The sequence below is a fragment of the Thalassospira sp. B30-1 genome, from assembly GCF_015767575.1.
In the GTDB taxonomy this organism is placed as follows: Bacteria; Pseudomonadota; Alphaproteobacteria; order Rhodospirillales; family Thalassospiraceae; genus Thalassospira; species Thalassospira xiamenensis.
Genome location: NZ_CP065232.1, coordinates 1,398,948 through 1,417,432, shown reverse-complemented (window position 1 = coordinate 1,417,432; position 18,485 = coordinate 1,398,948). Strand labels below are relative to the sequence as shown.

Genomic DNA, 18,485 nt, shown 5'->3' with positions numbered 1-18,485 from the left:
ATGCTCAAGACATCAATATCCGCAAAGCGAAGTGCACGGCTGGTTTTGGCCGGAATGCTGATATTGCTGCCGGTTACCGTCTGGCTGACCACGGAACTGTGGCGCGAAACCCGTCTTGTCGAAATCACCGAGGACGGCCGCAACAAGCTGGAACTTTATCGTTCCAACCTTCAGGGAGCGATCAAGGAACACGAATACCTTCCGATCACGCTTGCCAGTGACAAACGTATCCTTGACCTTGCCCTGCATTCCAGCCCGTCGGACGCGGCCGAGGTCAATCTCTATCTGGAAAAACTCGCCGCTGACAGTGGCGCATCCGACATCTATTTCATGGATCGCAACGGGACAACAATTGCGGCCAGCAACTGGAACAGCGATGCATCCTTTGTCGGGCGAAATTTTGCGTTCCGGCCCTATTTCAAACAGGCCGAAGCCGGACTGACCGGGCATTACTTTGCCTTTGGCATCACGTCGAATGTCCCAGGTTATTATATCTCGCATCCGGTCCGCCCGAACGGGGCGGCATTCGAAGGCGTGATGGTGGTCAAGACCCACCTTGAAACCCTTGTCCAACGCTGGGCACGCGGGAACGAGAATGTTCTGGTAACCGATGAAAACGGCATCGTCATCATTACATCACGGCCCGAATGGCGGTTTCGCGCCCTGACCGGCATTCCGCCCGAAGACCGGCCTGAACTGATGCTTTCGCGCAAATATGGTGAATATCCGCTCGATCCGATGCCCGTTCATCAGGGCGAATGGCCCGGCGATGACGGGATCAGCATTCTGTCGCTTGCACCAGCACAGGTCATCACCCCGGAAACCCTTCAATCAGGGCAAGCTGCAACGGCAAAATCAGACGCCGAAGCCAGCGGAAAAGCCAAAAATGATGCCAAACCATATCTTGTGATCCGAAGCCCCCTGCCCAAACAGGGCTGGAATATTTATCTGCTGACCGACAAGGCGGTTCTTGATCAGTCGATCCTGACCGCGGGCTTCATCGGCGGGGCCATGCATATCATCATCATGGGGACGATTTTTGTGCTGCTGCAACGCCGTCGCGCGATGCTCGAACAAATAGAAATCCGCGACTGGTCGCAACGTGAACTGGAACGTCAGGTGCGGCTTCGCACCGCCGACCTCATGAGCACAAACCTCCGCCTTGCCGAGGAAATCAGTGAACGCCGCCGCACCGAAGACGCCCTGCGCACGGCACAGGCCGAACTGGTGCAGGCTGGCAAACTTGCCGCCCTTGGCCAGATGTCAGCTGGCATTGCACACGAAATCAATCAACCACTGACCGCCATTCGAAGTTACGCCGAAAACGCGCTTAAATTCATTGCGCGCGGCAATGACGAAACCGCCAGCCGTAATCTGGGCCGGATTTCTGAACTGACCGAACGCATGGGTCGGATCACCAACCATCTGAAAACCTTTGCCCGCCGCCCAAAACATGACACCCATCCGGTGCAATTGGCCGAACCGCTGGAAAAGGCGATTGATCTGCTGCGCGAAACCGGCCGGGCCGGATTGGCCGACATACGTTATCAGGCGTTGGAAAACCTGCCAAAAGTCACCGCCGAGGAAAACCAGCTTGAACAGGTATTCCTCAATATCCTGAGCAACGCCGCCGATGCCTGCCGGGATGAGGAATTCCCCGAAATCGGTATCATGCTTGAGGAAAAGGATGGTCGCGTTCTGGTCGCGATTACCGATAACGGCCCCGGTATCCTGCCCGAAAATTTGCCCAAACTGTTCGACCCGTTCTTCACCACCAAACCGTTTGGTGACGGGCTGGGGCTGGGGCTTTCGATCTGTTATGGCATCATGCGCAGCTTTGGCGGCACGATACGTGCGGAAAACCGCCCGATGGGCGGGGCCTGTTTCACGATTGAATTGCGATGCATAGAACAGGTGTCCGGGCATGACGGCACATCAACCTCGACGTCATCGCCGATGCCTGATACAACATCCGGCCAAACCGCCGAAACAGAAGGCGCGGAAACGGATCTGCTGGTACATCGTATGATCGCCCCGTGATCCGGAACGGATTAAAAGGGGAAGGCATTTGAATAACTCGGCCCATTGCGTTCTGTTTGTCGATGACGACGAAGATGTGCGGGAAGCCGCACAGCAAACGCTGGAGCTTGCCGACATCCTTGTCGAATGCCACAGCGACGCCGGTTCGGCGCTGGAACGTGTTCGCCGCGGCTGGCCTGGAATCCTGATTACTGATATCCGCATGCCGCGCATGGACGGCATGGAATTGCTGTCTCAGGTGCGCAAGATTGAGCCGGAAATGCCGGTGATCCTTGTCACCGGACATGGTGACGTTGCCACCGCGGTGCGTGCGATGCGCGAAGGCGCGTTTGATTTCATCGAAAAACCGTTCGACCCGGATCATTTCATCGATATCGCGCGCCGGGCCATGGCCCATCGGCAGCTGGTTCTTGAAAACAGGACGCTCAAGGCCGAACTGGCCCGCCACAGCAAGGAAGTATCGGGCCTGATCGGTCGCACGCCTGCCATGGAAAAGCTACGCACGCTGATTGGCAATATCGCCGCGACCGATGCCCATGTCCTGATCAATGGTGAAACCGGTGCGGGCAAGGAAGTCGTTGCACGCACCCTGCACGAGGCATCAGGCCGCCCCGGCCAGTTTGTGGCAGTCAATTGCGGTGCAATGCCTGAAAACCTTATTGAATCGGAACTGTTCGGCCACGAAGCGGGCGCATTCACCGGGGCGGAGAACAAGCGTATCGGCAAATTCGAATTTGCCGACAAGGGCACCATGTTCCTTGATGAAATCGAAAGCATGCCGTTATCGCTTCAGGTCAAACTGCTGCGGGTTTTGCAGGAACGCGCGCTGGAACGGCTGGGCTCGAACAAGTTGCAACCTATTGATTTGCGCGTGGTGGCCGCAACCAAGATTGATCTGCGCGAGGCATCATCACGCGGGGCATTCCGCGAGGATTTGTATTACCGGCTGAATGTCGTGCAACTGCACATCCCGCCATTGCGTGATCGAAAGGATGACATCCCCCTTCTTTTCCAGCATTTCATGAAAGAGGCGCAAGGAAGGTTTGGCCGGGAATTTGCCCCGTTGAACGGCACGGAAATCGCCCGCCTGACTGCCCATGACTGGCCGGGGAATGTCCGCGAATTGCGCAACGCTGCCGAACGCCGGGTTCTGGGCCTTGATCCGTTTGCCGGTGACAGCGCACAGGCAACCGAAAATGTCCTGTCACTGCCCCAGCAAGTCGAAGCATTTGAAAAAGGCGTGATCTGTGAGGCACTCCGTCAGCATGGCGGCCATGTAACGGCAACGGTCAATGCACTGGGCGTTCCGCGCAAAACCTTCTATGACAAACTTGCCAAATACGGCATCGTCCCGGCAGAGTTTCGCAATAAATCAGACGGTTAGGAACGATCAGGGCAAATCGCCCCGCAATACTGCCCGTAATCTGACAAAGCGACTGGCGGGATAAGCCTTTGCCGCACCTTTTGCAATTGGTCCTACCAACCACCCGCCCCGCCTGCGTCAAAAATCCTGCAATCGATAAAAATTTTGCATTTTCAACTTGAGATATTGTGCGGAAGACCGCACATTGCGAAGAAGGGATGTGCGGGAAAGACAACAAAAAGAAGAACTTACGCTGCACCGCACCATTGCGAAACACGCTGCAAACCGCTGATATTACTTATCGTAATGACAGATATGCAGAACTGGCCCGGCAATTGCAGTGTTGCACCCCAGCGCCAAACGGCGACCTGAACGACGCCGATAATTGGCGCGCTACTGGGAAAACGCACAAAGCTTATAGGGAGACTATTGATGCGTCCGATTACCAAAAAACTTCTCGCAACCAGCGTTGCAATGGCAGCCGTTCTTGGCATGACCAGCGCGGCATCCGCACAGGTTGTTGTCAAATACGCCCATGTGGTTGCCCCGAACACCCCGAAGGGCCAGGGCGCTGAATTCTTCAAAAAGCGCGCCGAAGAAATCCTTGGTGACAAGGTCAAAGTCGAAATTTACCCGAACTCGCAGCTGTTCGATGACGACAAGGTTCTGCCGGCAATGCTGCGTGGTGACGTCCAGCTTGCAGCACCGTCGCTTGCGAAATTCGGCAAATGGACCTCGAAGCTCGGCCTGTTCGATCTTCCGTTCCTGTTCAACGACATGGAAGCTGTTGAATGCTTCCAGAAAGGCGAAAAAGGCCAGGAATTGCTGCTGTCGATGGCAGACAAGGGTCTTACCGGTCTGGGTTACTGGCATAACGGCCTGAAACAGCTTTCGGCCAACAAGCCGCTTTTGACCCCGGCCGATGCTGCGGGCCTGAAATTCCGTATTCAGAGCTCGGACGTACTTGCTGCACAGTTCGAAGCTGTTGATGCCGTTCCTCAGAAAATGGCATTCGCCGAGACCTATTCGGCACTTCAGACCGGCGTTGTTGACGGTCAGGAAAACACCTGGTCGAACATCTATTCCCAGAAGTTCTTTGAAGTTCAGGATTACATCACTGAATCCAACCACGGTCTTCTCGACTATCTCGTCGTGACCTCGACCAAATGGTGGGACGGTCTTGATCCGGAAATCCAGGCTGGCCTGAAACAGGCCATGGACGAGGCAACCGAATATGCCAACGGCCTGTCGGGCAAACTGGCCGACGAACAGCGCCAGCTGATCGTTGATTCGGGTGAAACCGAACTCGTCAAACCGTCTGCTGACGATGTCAAAGCATGGCGCGAAGCCATGAAGCCTGTCTGGGCGCAGTTCGAAGGTGATATCGGTGCCGATCTGATCGAAGCCGCTGCCGCCTGCAACAAGTAATTCCTCGAACCTAGAGGACCGTTACCGCTATGATTAAAACGGTCGTTGACCGGCTGGAGGAGGGCATTATTGCCCTCCTTCTCGCCGCCATGACGATGCTGACCTTCGTCAATGTCGTCCTTCGTTACGGCTTCAATTCCGGCATGACCTGGTCGATGGAAATCACCGAATTTCTGTTTGCCTGGCTTGTGCTTTTCGGCATGTCTTATGGTGTCAAGGTCGGATCCCATATCGGGGTTGATGCCCTTGTTCAACTGTTTGCAAAACCCGCCCAGCGCATCACCGGTATCTTTGTTGCTTTGGTCTGCATGTCCTATGCCGCGCTTATTCTTTATGGCGGCTGGGAAAGCATGACCTTCTATCACATGATCGGTATCGAGGCCGAAGATTCCCCGATCCCGATGTGGGTCGTCTATCTGATCCTGCCACTTGGCGGTGCGTTGCTGCTGTTCCGTCTCGGACAGGTCCTGTGGCGTATTCTTTCGGGTCAGCAAAACGGATTCTCGCTTGCCGATGAAGCACGCGAGGCGATCGAAACCATTGGCGAAGGCGACAAAGCCGACGTCATGGCCGACGGCATCGTCCGTCGCGACAACGATAAATGATCGCGGGGGAACGCCTTAAATGACAATCGCATATCTGTTCATCACGTTGTTTGCGTTGATGGCGCTTGGCACCCCGATCGGCGTGGCGCTGGGCCTGTCATCCATCACCACCATCCTGTTTTTCGGATCAGACTCGCTTGCGACCCTGATCGAAAAGCTGTTCAACGGGATGGAACATTACACCCTTCTGGCCATTCCGTTCTTTATCCTTGCCTCGACCTTCCTGTCGACTGGCGGGGTGGCACGCCGCCTGATCCGATTTGCCGTCGATACGGTGGGCTGGTTCCATGGCGGTCTTGCCATGGCGTCGGTTCTGGCCTGTATGCTGTTTGCCGCCGTTTCGGGTTCAAGCCCGGCCACGGTTGTTGCCATCGGTTCCGTCGTGATTGCCGGTATGATCAAATCGGGTTATCCGCGCAATTTCGCCGCCGGTGTGATTTGTAACGCCGGGACGCTGGGCATTCTGATCCCGCCGTCGATCGTGATGGTGGTTTATGCCGCGGCAACCCAGGTTTCCGTTGGTCGCATGTTCCTGGCTGGTGTTATTCCCGGTCTGATTGCCGGCATCATGCTGATGACCGTGATCTATATCGTGGCCCGGATCAAGAAACTGCCAAAACAGGATCGTCCAAGCGTTACCGAATGGCTTGAAGGCCTGTTTTCAGCATCGGGTGGCCTGCTTCTGGTTGTTGTGATCATGGGCGGCATTTATGGCGGGATATTTACCCCGACCGAGGCCGCGGCAGTTGCATCCGTTTATGCCATGCTGGTCGCCATCGTGTTCTATCGCGATATGGGGCCGATAAAAGGCGTTGCATGGGTTCCGGAAAAAGGCATGAGCTTTGCTGCCATTATTGGCCACAACCTGCCGAAAATCGGCAAGGCCATTGCCATGATCCCGTTCGACAAGGATATCCGCCACGTGCTGCTTGAGGCCGGCAAAGTGACCATCATGCTGATGTTCATCATTGCCAACGCCATGCTGTTTGCTCATGTGCTGACATCCGAACGCATTCCGCACACCATTGCTGAAACCATCATCAACTGGGGTCTGGAGCCCTGGGCCTTCCTGATCGTGGTCAACATCATCCTGCTGATTGCCGGGAACTTCATGGAGCCGTCGGCGATCCTTCTGATCATGGCGCCGATCCTCTTCCCGATCGCGATAAAGCTCGGCATCGATCCGATCCATCTTGGTATCATCATGGTTGTGAACATGGAAATCGGCCTGATCACGCCGCCGGTCGGACTTAACCTGTTCGTGACGTCGGGCATTACCGGAATGTCGCTGGTTCAAGTGGTTCGCGCCGCTTTGCCGTGGTTGATGATCCTTCTGGTCTTCCTGATCATCGTGACATACATCCCGGCAATTTCGACATGGCTTCCGACCATGTTGATGGGCCCGGAAAAGGTCATGAATTATTAGGGCCGGTGAAAACCGAAAACCTTGCAAACGGCACCCCATCGCGGGTGCCGTTTTCTTGTGCCGCCTATATTCTTCCACCGCCTCAAACGGTTATATGCATAGCTGATATTCAGCCCGCAAAAATCGCCGGGCTGGAAAAAACAGAATTTACGTGGATAATAGCATAACTTGAATCGTTTCAGGTTGCGATCCACCCGGCCCCGTCACTCGTAACGGCGCAGCCTTCCTAACGCCACGGCCCTATCTGACCGGAATTTTCGCACCTCCCGTTATCCGGGGGTCGGCGAATTTGCCCCATTACCTGTCATTGTGGCCAGCATTAAGGAAGTCCGTTAAATATCTACACCAGAAACCGGACGGATCGCACCCCACCTGCCACCATAAGAAACGGATACGGAAGTCATGGCGAATAAAGATGCCAGCGCCCCGATCAATACCAAGCGCCTTGCGATCCTGCTTGCCGCCCTGATCGCGACTGCGCCCTTTGCGATTGATACCTACCTGCCGGCCATCCCGGCTATGGCGGTCGATTTTGGTGCGCCGACCCACAATGTCGAAGTATCGATCAGCATGTTCCTGATCGGCTTTGCACTGGGGCAACTGATTGGCGGGCCACTTTCGGATCGCGTAGGTCGCCGTCCGGTCGCCCTTGTCGGACTGGTGATTTACATCATCACCAGTGCGATGATCATCTTTGTCGACAGTTCTTTCTCGCTCAACGTCATGCGCTTTATCCAGGCGATTGGCGGTGGATTTGCCCTTGTCATCGTCGGTGCGTCGGTCCGCGACCTGTTTGACGGCAAAGATGCGGCGCGTATGTTTGCCCTGATCGCGGTAATCATGATGATTGCACCGCTGGTCGCGCCCACGGTCGGCTCGGCCCTGTTGGTTTATTTCCAGTGGCAGGCAATTTTCGTTCTGTTGGTGATCTATGGTAGCATCATGCTGGTGGTTGTCTGGTTCAAGCTGCCTGAAACCACCAAACTGCGCCCGCGTTATGCCGGTCCGGCGCGACGGGTCTTGTGGACATATCTGGAAGTTCTGCGTACCCGCAAGGCGGTTGGTTTCATGCTGGCCCATACCGGCGCCAGCGCGGTGATGTTCAGTTTCCTGACCGACAGCCCGTTCATGTATATTGATTATTTTGGCGTATCACCCAGCCAGTTCCCTTATCTGTTCGGGGCGAATGTCATTGTCATCGTGATCTGCAACCGGCTGAACAATCCGTTGCTTAAACGGCTTGAATGCCATCAGATACTGGCGATCGGCACCGGCCTTCAACTGGCTGCTGTGATCGGATTGTTCATTGCGGTGAATGTGTTCGAACCATCCCTTTATGCGGTTGTGCCACTTGTGATGGTCGCCGTTGGCATGATCGGGCTGACAGCGCCAAATGCAACTGCGGCCTTCATGCAGTATTTCCCGCATATCGGCGGTACGGCAACCGCCTTGATGGGCACCATCCAGTTTGCCACTGGCGCCTTGGCAGGCACCATCATCGGACAGGTTCATGACGGCAGCCTCCTGCCCGCGACCGCATCAATGCTGGCCTTTGGCATTTTCGCCAATGTCATGGTGCATTTCGTGGCCGAGGCAAAACAGATCGAACAACCCGCCCCGGCACAAAGCGACGATACTGTTGTCGTTGCCGCCGACTAAACACAGTCAATTAACGCCAGACAGGAGCCCCACCAAAATGGCAAAGATGAATTTCAACGATTATGGCCGCGCCATGGCCAAATACAATATCTGGCAGAATGGCGTTCTGTACGAACTTTGCGAACAGATCGGCGACGCGGAACGCCGTCGTGACCGCGGCATGTTTTTTGGCTCCATCCATGCAACGCTGAACCATCTGCTGTATATTGATCACCGCATCCTCGGCATCCTGAAAACCGGACAGGCCGAACCGTTTGATGCCCGCACCATAATGGCCGATGATTTCGAAACGCTTCGCAAAATGCGCGTTGAAACCGACGCGGCAATCGCCGAATTCGTCGATTCCAGTGATCATGGTTGGCAGGATGACATTCGCGAATTGATGGGGCTGGATGGTGTAACCCGCAAATTACCGCGCCAGCTTTTCCTGATGCAGCTTTTCAACCACCAAACCCATCACAGATCGCAAATCACAAGCGAGCTGCACAAGATGGGCCTTGATTACGGCATTACCGATGTTCCGCTGACGCCGGATTTGCCGTTGTGATCTGACCGTTACCGGCCTTCGAACACCGCTTTTCTTTTTTCCAGAAAGGCGGTGTAGCCTTCCTTAAAATCCGCACTGTCAAAGGCGCGGTATCCTTCGTCAAATTCCTTGGCACCGATGGCACCACCTTCTTTGAGGCGATTGATCATTTTCTTGTGCAGGCGTTGGGTGATGGGTGCGCCACTTGCGATACGGGCGGCGGTTGATGCGATTTCCGCATCGAACGCCTCAATCGCCACATGGCGGGCGACAAAGCCGATTTCACGTGCGCGTTCGGCATCAAACACCTGCCCTTCAAGCAGGATTTCAAACAACGCCGCCTCGCCCAGCAGATCGAGCATGATCTGCAATTCCGGATAGCCCAGTGTCGCGCCAAGCTTCATCGGCGGCACGGCGAATTTGGCGTTATCGGCCGCAATCCGCAAATCGCAGGCAGCAGCCAACACAAATGATGCCCCGATGCACGGCCCGTCAATCGCGGCAATGACCGGATGCTGACAAACCCGAAGCGCCTGCAAGGCCTCGGCATGAAGCATTCCATAATCACGTGCCTTTTCGAACCCGTCGCGTTCGCGGACAAATTCATGGATATCCGCCCCGGCCCCAAACCCGGCCCCGCTGCCGCCGCGAATAACGATGCAACGCAGGTTGCTGTCCCCGCCAAGATCGTCGGCAATCCGGGCAAGCTCCCCCCACATCGGTTTGGTCAGCGCGTTTTTGCGCTCCGGCTGCGAAATGGTGATGGTTGCAATGCCGCCGTCATTGATATCGACGGCAAGTCCGGTTTCCTGCGACATGGCAGTGCCTTTCAGCTTAATTCGGTAAAGCTATACCAAATAAACCCAAAACCGGATTTTGCCAATGCCTGACAAGGGCTTGGGTCATTATCACTGTCTTTGCGGTCGCAACTCAGGATGCCGTGACGTTACGCAATCCATGCGCGCGAAGGCGCCCGACCGCCTTCTCGATATCGGTTTCATAATGAACCAGCGGCGGCTTGATACCATGTGCAAACAGTTCCCGTCGAAGGTCATGCGATGTGCCGGTCAGGATCACCTCGATCCCGCGCCCGCGTGTTTTGTGGGCAAGTCCCGCAATCGTATTGGCCGCGGTTGAATCGAGAAACGGTACAGCGGCAAAATCAATGATCAATGCCCGGTGCGTATCGCCAATCCGGTCCAGAACCGATCCAATGGATGCCGCCGCCCCGAAAAAGAACACGCCGGTAATCCGGTAAATCATGATGTCGGGGTCGGTTGTCGATGAAATATCCGATGCCCCGCCGCCGGTCGTACCGTCGGCCCGGTCTTCGGATACGAACGGGCTGTGGGTGGCAATTGCGGTTGTTTTCGACATGCGTTGAATGAACAGAACCGAGCCAAGGGCAAATCCAACAACGATTGCTTCGAGAAGATCGCGGAAAATCGTCAGTAAAAATGTTACCAGCAACACCGCAGCATCGCCACGCGATGCGCGCAGCAAGGTCGCTATCGCGTGCTTTTCGATCATGTTCCATGCCACAATCGCCAGCACCCCGGCCAAGCTTGCCAACGGAATGAAACTGGCTAGCGGCGCAGCAACCAATATGAACAACAACAAAAACAGCGCGTGCAAAACGCCCGAAACCGGCCCATGCGCACCGGCCCGGATATTGGTGGCCGTTCTTGCAATCGTGCCGGTCACGCAAATGCCCCCAAACAGACCCGACGCCATATTTGCCACCCCCTGGGCCACCAGCTCACAGTTCGATCTGTGATGTCGGCCAGTCATGCCATCGGCCACCACGGCTGATAAAAGCGACTCAATCGCCCCCAAAAGCGCAAAGGCAATTGCATTGGGCAAAACCGCCTGCACCTTGGCAAGGGTGAATTCCGGCAAGACGGGCATGGGGAAATCACCGGGAATACCGCCAAAGACGCTGCCGATGGTCGATACCGGCAGATTGAACAACGCGGTCGCCAATGCGGCCCCGGCCACCGCAATCAGCATGCCCGGCCAATGCGGGCGCGCCCGTTTGGTGCCGATGATCACAAGGATCGTCGCGCCGGACAACGCAACCGTCACCGGATCGATCCCCGGCAATGCCGCCCAGATCACCGGGAGCTTTTCCAAAAGCGGCCCCGGTTCTTTGCCTGACAAAGTCAGTCCCAGCAAATCCTTTATCTGGCTTGCGAAAATGATCACCGCAATCCCGGCAGTAAAGCCAACCGTCACCGGATAGGGAATGAATTTGATATAGGTACCAAGCTTCAGCGCCCCGATGGCGAGCAACATCAATCCCGACAGGATAGTGGCAATGATCAAGCCATCAAGGCCATGCGTCTGAACCGTACCTGCGACCAGAACGATGAAAGCCCCCGCTGGTCCGCCAATCTGAAAGCGACTGCCCCCCAGGAGCGATACCAGAATCCCCCCGACAATCGCGGTATAAAGCCCCTGTGCGGGAGAAACGCCCGATGCAATCGCAATCGCCATCGATAACGGCAAGGCGACAATCGCCACCGTCAAACCGGCAATCGCATCGGCCCGCAACTGCGCAAACCCGTAACCTTCGCGAAGGACGGTTACAAGTTTTGGGGTAAACAGTTCGGCATATCCGGGTTCGGATGCCTGATTGGTTTTCGAGGTTCTGGTTTCCATAGTCTCCGGCAGCCTTGCAAAAGGCGGCGGGATCGTCGGCATAAGTCGGCGGTCGCCGTCGCAAAATTGTTGCGGTCGTTATTGTTCGCCCTGCTCGTCTGGCAGTGTCGGTTTTATTTCCGGTTCTTTCAGACGCACACCGCGCCCGGTTGCCATGCTGAGCACGTTATCCCCGATCAATTCGATCCCGGCACGGTCAAGTGCTTCGACGACCTTGGTCAACGTATCAACCACACCACGCACATTACCCTTGCTGGACTCCATCCGCTGGATGGTTGGCACCGAAATCCCGGCCATTTCGGCCAGCGTTTTCTGATCAATGCCCAGCAACGCACGCGCCGCACGCATTTGTCCCGCGGTAATCATAGGGCGCATCCTTTATTCACACATGATCGAAGCCTAACAAAACGCATTTAAAACTGCAATTATGATATTTCAGATATCAATAATGCCATTTCAAATCGGCATTGCCTTATTCGCATCCGGTCCTGCCGCCCGCAAATTTGCCCCCGACATCGCCGGGCACCTGATCCTGACCAGCCGGACAGCGGCTTTTCTTTGCGCTTTGCGTCCAAAAACGCTAAGACGTGCGCAAATATTCGATCCGGAAAAGGGTATAGCCGCCATGACCAACGAAACTTCGACCGCGCATTGCTCGTATGCTGCCAAAACCGTCGCAAAGATTTTGCTTGATATCGGGGCTGTGAATTTCCGCCCGGAAGAGGCCTATATCCTGACATCGGGCTGGGCGAGCCCGGTCTATATTGATTGCCGCAAACTGATTTCCTTCCCGCGCGCACGCCGCAAGGTCATGGAACTTGCCGCCCGTCAGGTTTCCGACAAGGCCGGTTACGAGGCATTTGATGCGGTCGCCGGTGGTGAAACCGCGGGCATCCCCTATTCCGCGTGGCTGGCCGATGTTCTGGACCTGCCGATGCAGTATGTCCGCAAAAAGCCGAAGGGATTTGGCCGCAAGGCACGGATCGAGGGCGACATCCACGAAGGCCAGCGCGTCCTTCTGGTCGAAGACCTTGCCACCGACGGTGCATCGAAAGTCAACTTCGTCAATGCCATCCGCGAAGCCGGTGCCGAATGCAGACATGCATTTGTCGTGTTCTTCTATGGTGTGTTCCCCAATGCGCTTGAAGAACTGAAAAAAGACGATATCGAACTGCATTACCTGGCAACCTGGGCCGATATTCTGGCGGTTGCCGAAGAAGGCAAATACTTCCCCAAAAAAGCCATCGAAGGCGTTCGCGCCTTCCTTGCCGACCCGATCGGCTGGTCCAAGGCCCATGGCGGCAAGCACGACTAAGCTAGTAGCACATTGCCAATACAAACGCCCGCAGATTTACCCTGCGGGCGTTTTGCTTTTGATGGCCGTTCTGCCAAGATTTATCCTGCCATATCCAATTCCGGCTTTGTTACCTTTGCCGGGATCGCCGCCCCAACCTCGCGTGCTTTTTTCAAGAGCTCCGCAGGGTCATTGCCGTCGGCCAGCAACATCAATTCCGAAGTTGCAACTTCCACTCCGCAATAATCAAAAATGCCATGATGGATTTGCAATTTCATTGCCCCGAAATATCCATGCCGGGCAAATGTGCCAAGCCCTGCACCGCCAATTGCAACAAGATGAACCTTCAGATGGTTCAGCTTTTTGATCACCTTTTCACCGTCAATATCCTCATAAGCCCAGCCATTTGAAAACACCCGATCAATCCAGCCTTTCAGGATCGCGGGCATTGACCACCAATAAATCGGAAAAACCAGAACGAGCGTATCGGCGGCATCAATCCGTTTCTGTTCGGCAAGCACATCGTCGGGGAACGGGGCCCTCATCTCGAACGCCGCGATATCATCCTGGCTGAAACGCGGATCAAACTCTTCGGCCGACAGATCAGCAAACTCGAAACTGTGTTCAGGTCCGGCATCCTCAATGCCCTTACCAATATAATTGGCAACCGCATGACTGAACGAACCGGAATTTGGATGGGCGACAACAACAAGCGCGCGCATGACATACCTCCTTGCTAGGCAATTGCCACTCAACGGCAATCACTATATACTATAAGTAAGTTACTATCTGTAAGTTACGTTTGGTGTATAAAGATGTCAAGCAGCGACGCAAAAAAGTCCCCGTCACATACCCCACGCAAACGGATGGCGCGCGAAGATCGCAATCGGCAACTTCTCGACGTTGCATGGAAGATGATCCATGACGACGGGACCGAGGCACTCAGCCTTGGCAGTCTTGCCGAACAGGCCGGAGTCACCAAGCCGGTGGTCTATGATCATTTCGGAACACGATCGGGTTTGCTGATCGCGCTGTATCAGGATTACGATCGACGTCAGACAGCATTGATGGACTCTACCCTTGCGCAAAGCAGCCATACCCTGCGCGACAAGGCATCGGTGATCGCATCGGCCTATATTGATTGCGTGCTGTCACAGGGGCGCGAAATTTCGGGTGTCATTGCATCACTTGCCGGATCGCCGGAGCTGGAACAGGTCAAACGCGACTATCACATTCTGTTCATTGATAAATGCCGCGATATCCTGTCCCCTTTCAGCCCGACAGGTAAAATACCAATACCCCGCCTTTGGGGCTTTTTGGGCGCAGCCGAATCCCTTTCTTACGCAGCGGCAACCGGCGAAATCACCGCCGATCAGGCAAAGCAGGAACTTTTTGAAACCATCATCGCCATGGTGTCGCGAGACAAAGCATAAAGAAAAAAGCCATCAACAGTCGACATACACTATTGATGGCTTTTCAGTCCGTTAATTGTAATCTGACAAAGCTATTGGGAGGCAGATAAGGCGGGCTTTTGTGGCACCGGAAGCATCGATAGCCTTTTGGCCAGATAGCTTTGTCTTGATGCGATAAAATGATGAAGTTCCCCATGATACGTTTGGGGGACTACCGTCCGCACGATATCGTTTTTTAACAATCGTTCGCTCCAGCCACGAACATGTTCAAACCCCGCAAACAAATCCCGGTTAAGCCCGTATACCAATACCGGAAATGCCCGAAACGCGGTCGCATAGGCCATATCGACCATGCATAGCCCAACCTCGCGAAAGGGTCCGGCGGCTTCAAACTTCTTGTTGAGTATGGCCAAGATCAGGCCGATCCTGTGCAATGTCAGATCGCAGTCATGCTCATTATGAGCCCGATACACAAGATCTGCAGTTAGCGACAATATCCGCTCTGCTCGTAAAATCCAGATACTGTGTTCGGCACTCTCAATCAGATCGACCGGATAAAGCGCACGACCATTAATCCTGTCGAGATAATCGCAAATAACCGCAGCCTCGGTTAGCGGTCGCGTTTGGTCAAGAAGCAAGACCGGCACTTGCCTTTCCGAACTGAACTTTTCAAGCCAGGCTGGCTTGTCTTCCAGACGAATATCTTCCCTTTCATGATCAATCGCGTAGTGCCCCATAACCATTGCAACCCGTTGCACATACGGGCACAGCCGGTGGCCTATCAGCTTAAAATGCGGATGTTCCACCCCCACCTCCTTTTAGCCGTTTTCTCCCAAAAACCGCCAAGTTTCAGGCAAATCACGACATGTAATGAATGTTGATTTTATTGCCATCCGGATCGCGAAAATAGGCTGCGTAAAAACCGCTATCATCACCGCCGCGCGCGCCCGGTTCCCCTTCCGATACTGCCCCGACGCTGATCGCCTTGCTGTATACGGCGTCGACCTCGTCCTTTGATTTTCCCTGCAAGGCGATCATTACACCATTCCCAACGGTTGCCCGCCTGCCGTCAAAAGGCAAATGAACCGAAAAATTGGCCTCTCCTTCCGCGCGTGCCCAGACAATGAAATCCTCCATCTCCATCACCCGCTTGGCCCCCATCATGCCAAGAATGGCGTCGTAAAATGCCCCGGACGTAGCAAGGTTGTTCGTCCCAATCGATGTATAACCAATCATTTTGCTCTCTCTTGGTTGTCTGGCTTTATCGGCTCCATCGTATGAATTTGCAAATTTACAATAAATAGGCAATTTTGAATAAATTCATTGCAAATTTGAAAGGCCAAAATGGACTGGAATTATGTGAAATCGTTTCTTGCCGTTGTCGACGCCGGGTCACTTGAAAAAGCAGCCGAACGTCTGAATGTCAGCAATACAACGGTATTTCGCCATATCCATGCATTGGAAAAAGAAACCGGAACACGCCTATTCGAACGGATCAAAGGCCGTTACAGCCTGACCGAAGCAGGTGAAGAGATGCTTGGTCCCGCCCGGCAAATCCTGAACAATTTCGAAGCTATCAATCTAAGTGTTTCCGGGCGCGATATTGCCGCTGCTGGGACGGTCCGAATTACCGCACCGACAAGCTTTGCCTATTTCATTCTGCCTGATTATTTTGCCCGCTTACAGACGGCCTACCCAGATATCAGCCTTGAACTTCTGGCAAGTAATCAGGAATTCAACATGGCAGAACGCCATGCTGATATCGCGATACGGGTCGCGGAACTCCCGCCCGAATATCTTGTCGGCCGCGAAGTTCGCAAGATAGATTGGGGACTTTACGCAAATCATGATATGGCGGAAAAAACCGAGCAGAATTTCAATGCCATGAAATTTCCGGATCGCTTGCCCGGTGGGTTTATCGGTGCCAGCGGAGCCCTAAGAAATCATCCGGTATTTAAATGGCTCGACGAAAACCACGCTGACCGGATCATCCATCGTAGCGATGATTTTGTTGCAATGGCAGGCCTTGCTCGCGCCGGAATTGGATATGCTTGCCTGCCTGCTGATCTGGCGATCCCAGATCTTGAACGCGTTACGTCTCTGCATCAATTCGTACCAAACAGGCTTTGGGTGCTTACACATCCAGAACTCAAACGCATTGAACGCATCAAGCTGGTTCTGCAATGGCTCGGAAATGCGCTTAAGAACGAACCCCGCTTGATACCGCCAGCTCGGTAACAAAGCCCGGGTCAATAAGCTGTCACGCGCCCTTTTCTGGACATCACGCGTAACTGGGTCCAATATATTCACAAGCAAAAGCAAGGCCGTACAATAAATGGCACTGTAAAGTAAAGGGAACGGCCCGGCGGACATCGCCTTGCGGCCAAAGGAGCAAGTCATGAAGATCAGAAGCGCGGGCCTCCTGTCCGGTCTTGTTGTTTCTGCGGCACTGCTGTCGGGCTGCGTGCAGCCCACCGCACAAAGCAATTCCCCCACCAATACCACGGCGGAAATCGTAACCCCGTGGGGTGGCCCGACCACGTCAACATCCGCAAATGCGCCAGCCAATACTGCAAATGACAAATTTGTCATGGCGCCAGATCCGAAAAAAGCCGCAATCACCGATATGCAGCGCCAGCAAATCGACGAGGCGCGTATCGCCCTTGGTATACTTGATCGCATGGCGCAACGCTGTGTTCAGCAAAATGACCCGGCAGCCTGCAACACGCTACAGACCAACTGGTCAACCCTGTCACAGCAATTGCGCAAAAGCCTTGCGATCATTTCGGGTAACAGCATGGGAACAATGCCGTCTGCCGGCGCACCAATGATGGCCGATCCAACCGCGGGAACGTCAACATCTGGTCCGGTCACGATGCCCGATGACAGTGCCCCGACCATGGAAAAGTCCATTCCGATGATGTCACGTCCTGCCGACGGCTGAGCCAATTCACGGACAGTCATTTTCTCGCCACAGGGTTACGCGATACTCAGTACAGGCGGTAAGTGTAATTTGAGATAGAACAAAGAACGCCAGCACTGATCGCATTAGACTGCTTCTCATAACCACGCTAGCCGCCTTGATCGAAGGCGGGGCTGCCCGGAAAAGGAGACTGGCAGATGTATCGGGATATCCTTGTTCATATCGACAATTCGGCCCCTTGCGCCCAACGGCTTTCGGTTGCCCTGAAAGTTGCCAAAGCGCACAAAGCCCACCTGACCGGGCTGTTTCTTCTGCCCTATGCGGAAATTCCGCGTTTCATGGAAGTTCAGATTTCCCAGGAAATCATCAATCAGCAGCGTGCTGCAATGGCCGAAACCGCCAAGGAAGCCAAGCGCGACTTCGCCAAAGCCTGCGAAGATGCCGGTGTAACCTTCAGTTGGCAGGAAACACCATGCTCTGCCGCCGAGATTGCCGACACGGTTGCCATGTATGCGCGCCATCACGACCTGACGGTTCTGGGCCAGTATGATCCGGACAGTGCCGACCCGTCCTCGACCTCGGAAATGCCCGACAAGGCCATTCTGACTGCTGGCACCCCGGTTCTGGTCGTACCTTATGCCGGTCGGTTCGAAACGATTGGCGAACGCGTCATGGTTGCATGGAAACCCTATCGCGAAGCTGTCCGTGCGGTGAATGACGGCATGGCGTTTCTTGAAAATGCCAAATCGGCCCTCGTTCTGTGTGCCGATCCGAACAAGGGGGCACGTGATTCCATTCCGGTGCCGGGTGTCGATATCGGATCGCGGCTTGAACGCCACGGTGTCAATGTCCGCAAGGAAAGCATGAATGCCAGTGGCATCAGTGTTGGCGATCTTCTGTTGTCGCGTGCGGCGGATGAAAGCATCGATTTGATCCTTTGCGGCGCCTATGGCCGTCCGCGCCTGCGCGAACTGATGTTGGGGGGTGTGACCCAACATCTTCTGCGTCACATGACGGTTCCGGTTCTGATGTCGCACTAGGTTACGACCGACAACATCTTTACCAATCCGGCCGGTGCCCCTTGCCCGGCCGGTTTTGCTTTTGGGCTTCTGTTTTGGTGATTTCTGTTTTGACGAACCGCCAAAGGA

General features: G+C 54.7%; 18 protein-coding genes. 12 read left to right on the top strand and 6 right to left on the bottom strand.

Annotated features, from left to right (window positions below; all coding sequences use genetic code 11):
* The 7 genes from IT971_RS06680 (at window position 1) to IT971_RS06650 (ending at window position 9,068) form a co-directional block, all read left to right on the top strand.
* Entirely contained in the window at window positions 1–2,040 is a 2,040-nt protein-coding gene (locus IT971_RS06680) for an ATP-binding protein (RefSeq protein WP_063094886.1), read from the top strand.
* Between the two features lie 28 nt (window positions 2,041–2,068).
* Window positions 2,069–3,424, top strand: coding sequence for a sigma-54 dependent transcriptional regulator (locus IT971_RS06675; protein WP_007090929.1), 1,356 nt, complete (start codon window positions 2,069–2,071; stop codon window positions 3,422–3,424).
* A gap of 411 nt (window positions 3,425–3,835) precedes the next feature.
* Window positions 3,836–4,831 (top strand): TRAP transporter substrate-binding protein, encoded by a 996-nt coding sequence (locus tag IT971_RS06670; protein ID WP_007090928.1) that lies wholly within the window; start codon window positions 3,836–3,838, stop codon window positions 4,829–4,831.
* A gap of 29 nt (window positions 4,832–4,860) precedes the next feature.
* Window positions 4,861–5,436, top strand: coding sequence for a TRAP transporter small permease (locus IT971_RS06665; RefSeq protein WP_037989934.1), 576 nt, complete (start codon window positions 4,861–4,863; stop codon window positions 5,434–5,436).
* Window positions 5,437–5,455: 19 nt separating this feature from the next.
* Entirely contained in the window at window positions 5,456–6,862 is a 1,407-nt protein-coding gene (locus IT971_RS06660; protein ID WP_007090926.1) for a TRAP transporter large permease, read from the top strand.
* 402 nt (window positions 6,863–7,264) lie between these two features.
* Window positions 7,265–8,521, top strand: coding sequence for a multidrug effflux MFS transporter (locus tag IT971_RS06655; RefSeq protein ID WP_051682243.1), 1,257 nt, complete (start codon window positions 7,265–7,267; stop codon window positions 8,519–8,521).
* A 37-nt stretch (window positions 8,522–8,558) separates the two neighbouring features.
* Window positions 8,559–9,068 (top strand): DinB family protein, encoded by a 510-nt coding sequence (locus IT971_RS06650; protein ID WP_051682244.1) that lies wholly within the window; start codon window positions 8,559–8,561, stop codon window positions 9,066–9,068.
* A gap of 8 nt (window positions 9,069–9,076) precedes the next feature.
* On the opposite strand, the gene IT971_RS06645 is transcribed toward IT971_RS06650, so the two are convergent.
* From IT971_RS06645 to IT971_RS06635, 3 genes are all read right to left on the bottom strand, one after another.
* Entirely contained in the window at window positions 9,077–9,865 is a 789-nt protein-coding gene (locus IT971_RS06645) for an enoyl-CoA hydratase/isomerase family protein (RefSeq protein WP_063095398.1), read from the bottom strand.
* 112 nt (window positions 9,866–9,977) lie between these two features.
* Window positions 9,978–11,708: a SulP family inorganic anion transporter gene (locus tag IT971_RS06640; RefSeq protein ID WP_063095400.1), complete on the bottom strand. Its 1,731-nt coding sequence runs from the start codon at window positions 11,706–11,708 to the stop codon at window positions 9,978–9,980.
* 78 nt (window positions 11,709–11,786) lie between these two features.
* Window positions 11,787–12,074: a helix-turn-helix domain-containing protein gene (locus IT971_RS06635; RefSeq protein ID WP_063095402.1), complete on the bottom strand. Its 288-nt coding sequence runs from the start codon at window positions 12,072–12,074 to the stop codon at window positions 11,787–11,789.
* 259 nt (window positions 12,075–12,333) lie between these two features.
* On the opposite strand from IT971_RS06635, the gene IT971_RS06630 reads away from it, so the two are divergent.
* A complete protein-coding gene (locus tag IT971_RS06630) occupies window positions 12,334–13,023 on the top strand; it encodes an orotate phosphoribosyltransferase (protein WP_063095453.1) in 690 nt (229 codons plus the stop codon).
* Window positions 13,024–13,103: 80 nt separating this feature from the next.
* On the opposite strand, the gene IT971_RS06625 is transcribed toward IT971_RS06630, so the two are convergent.
* The gene (locus IT971_RS06625) at window positions 13,104–13,724 is read right to left on the bottom strand and encodes an NAD(P)H-dependent oxidoreductase (protein WP_063095404.1); all 621 of its coding nucleotides are present in this window, start codon (window positions 13,722–13,724) and stop codon (window positions 13,104–13,106) included.
* A 93-nt stretch (window positions 13,725–13,817) separates the two neighbouring features.
* Here IT971_RS06625 and IT971_RS06620 point away from each other — a divergent pair, with 93 nt between their 5' ends.
* Window positions 13,818–14,435, top strand: coding sequence for a TetR/AcrR family transcriptional regulator (locus IT971_RS06620; protein WP_063095405.1), 618 nt, complete (start codon window positions 13,818–13,820; stop codon window positions 14,433–14,435).
* 71 nt (window positions 14,436–14,506) lie between these two features.
* Here the strand turns inward: IT971_RS06620 and IT971_RS06615 are convergent, their stop codons facing one another.
* Both IT971_RS06615 and IT971_RS06610 read right to left on the bottom strand, forming a co-directional pair.
* On the bottom strand, window positions 14,507–15,220 hold the full coding sequence (locus tag IT971_RS06615) for a glutathione S-transferase family protein (protein WP_063095407.1): 714 nt from the start codon (window positions 15,218–15,220) through the stop codon (window positions 14,507–14,509).
* A 52-nt stretch (window positions 15,221–15,272) separates the two neighbouring features.
* The gene (locus IT971_RS06610) at window positions 15,273–15,650 is read right to left on the bottom strand and encodes a VOC family protein (protein ID WP_037989946.1); all 378 of its coding nucleotides are present in this window, start codon (window positions 15,648–15,650) and stop codon (window positions 15,273–15,275) included.
* Between the two features lie 108 nt (window positions 15,651–15,758).
* On the opposite strand from IT971_RS06610, the gene IT971_RS06605 reads away from it, so the two are divergent.
* The 3 genes from IT971_RS06605 (at window position 15,759) to IT971_RS06595 (ending at window position 18,377) form a co-directional block, all read left to right on the top strand.
* Window positions 15,759–16,652 carry a LysR family transcriptional regulator gene (locus IT971_RS06605; RefSeq protein WP_037989949.1) on the top strand — a complete coding sequence of 298 codons (894 nt, stop codon included), beginning with the start codon at window positions 15,759–15,761 and terminating at the stop codon, window positions 16,650–16,652.
* Between the two features lie 160 nt (window positions 16,653–16,812).
* The gene (locus tag IT971_RS06600) at window positions 16,813–17,358 is read left to right on the top strand and encodes a hypothetical protein (protein ID WP_063095410.1); all 546 of its coding nucleotides are present in this window, start codon (window positions 16,813–16,815) and stop codon (window positions 17,356–17,358) included.
* Between the two features lie 176 nt (window positions 17,359–17,534).
* Entirely contained in the window at window positions 17,535–18,377 is an 843-nt protein-coding gene (locus IT971_RS06595; protein ID WP_007090914.1) for a universal stress protein, read from the top strand.
* Window positions 18,378–18,485: the final 108 nt, after the last annotated feature.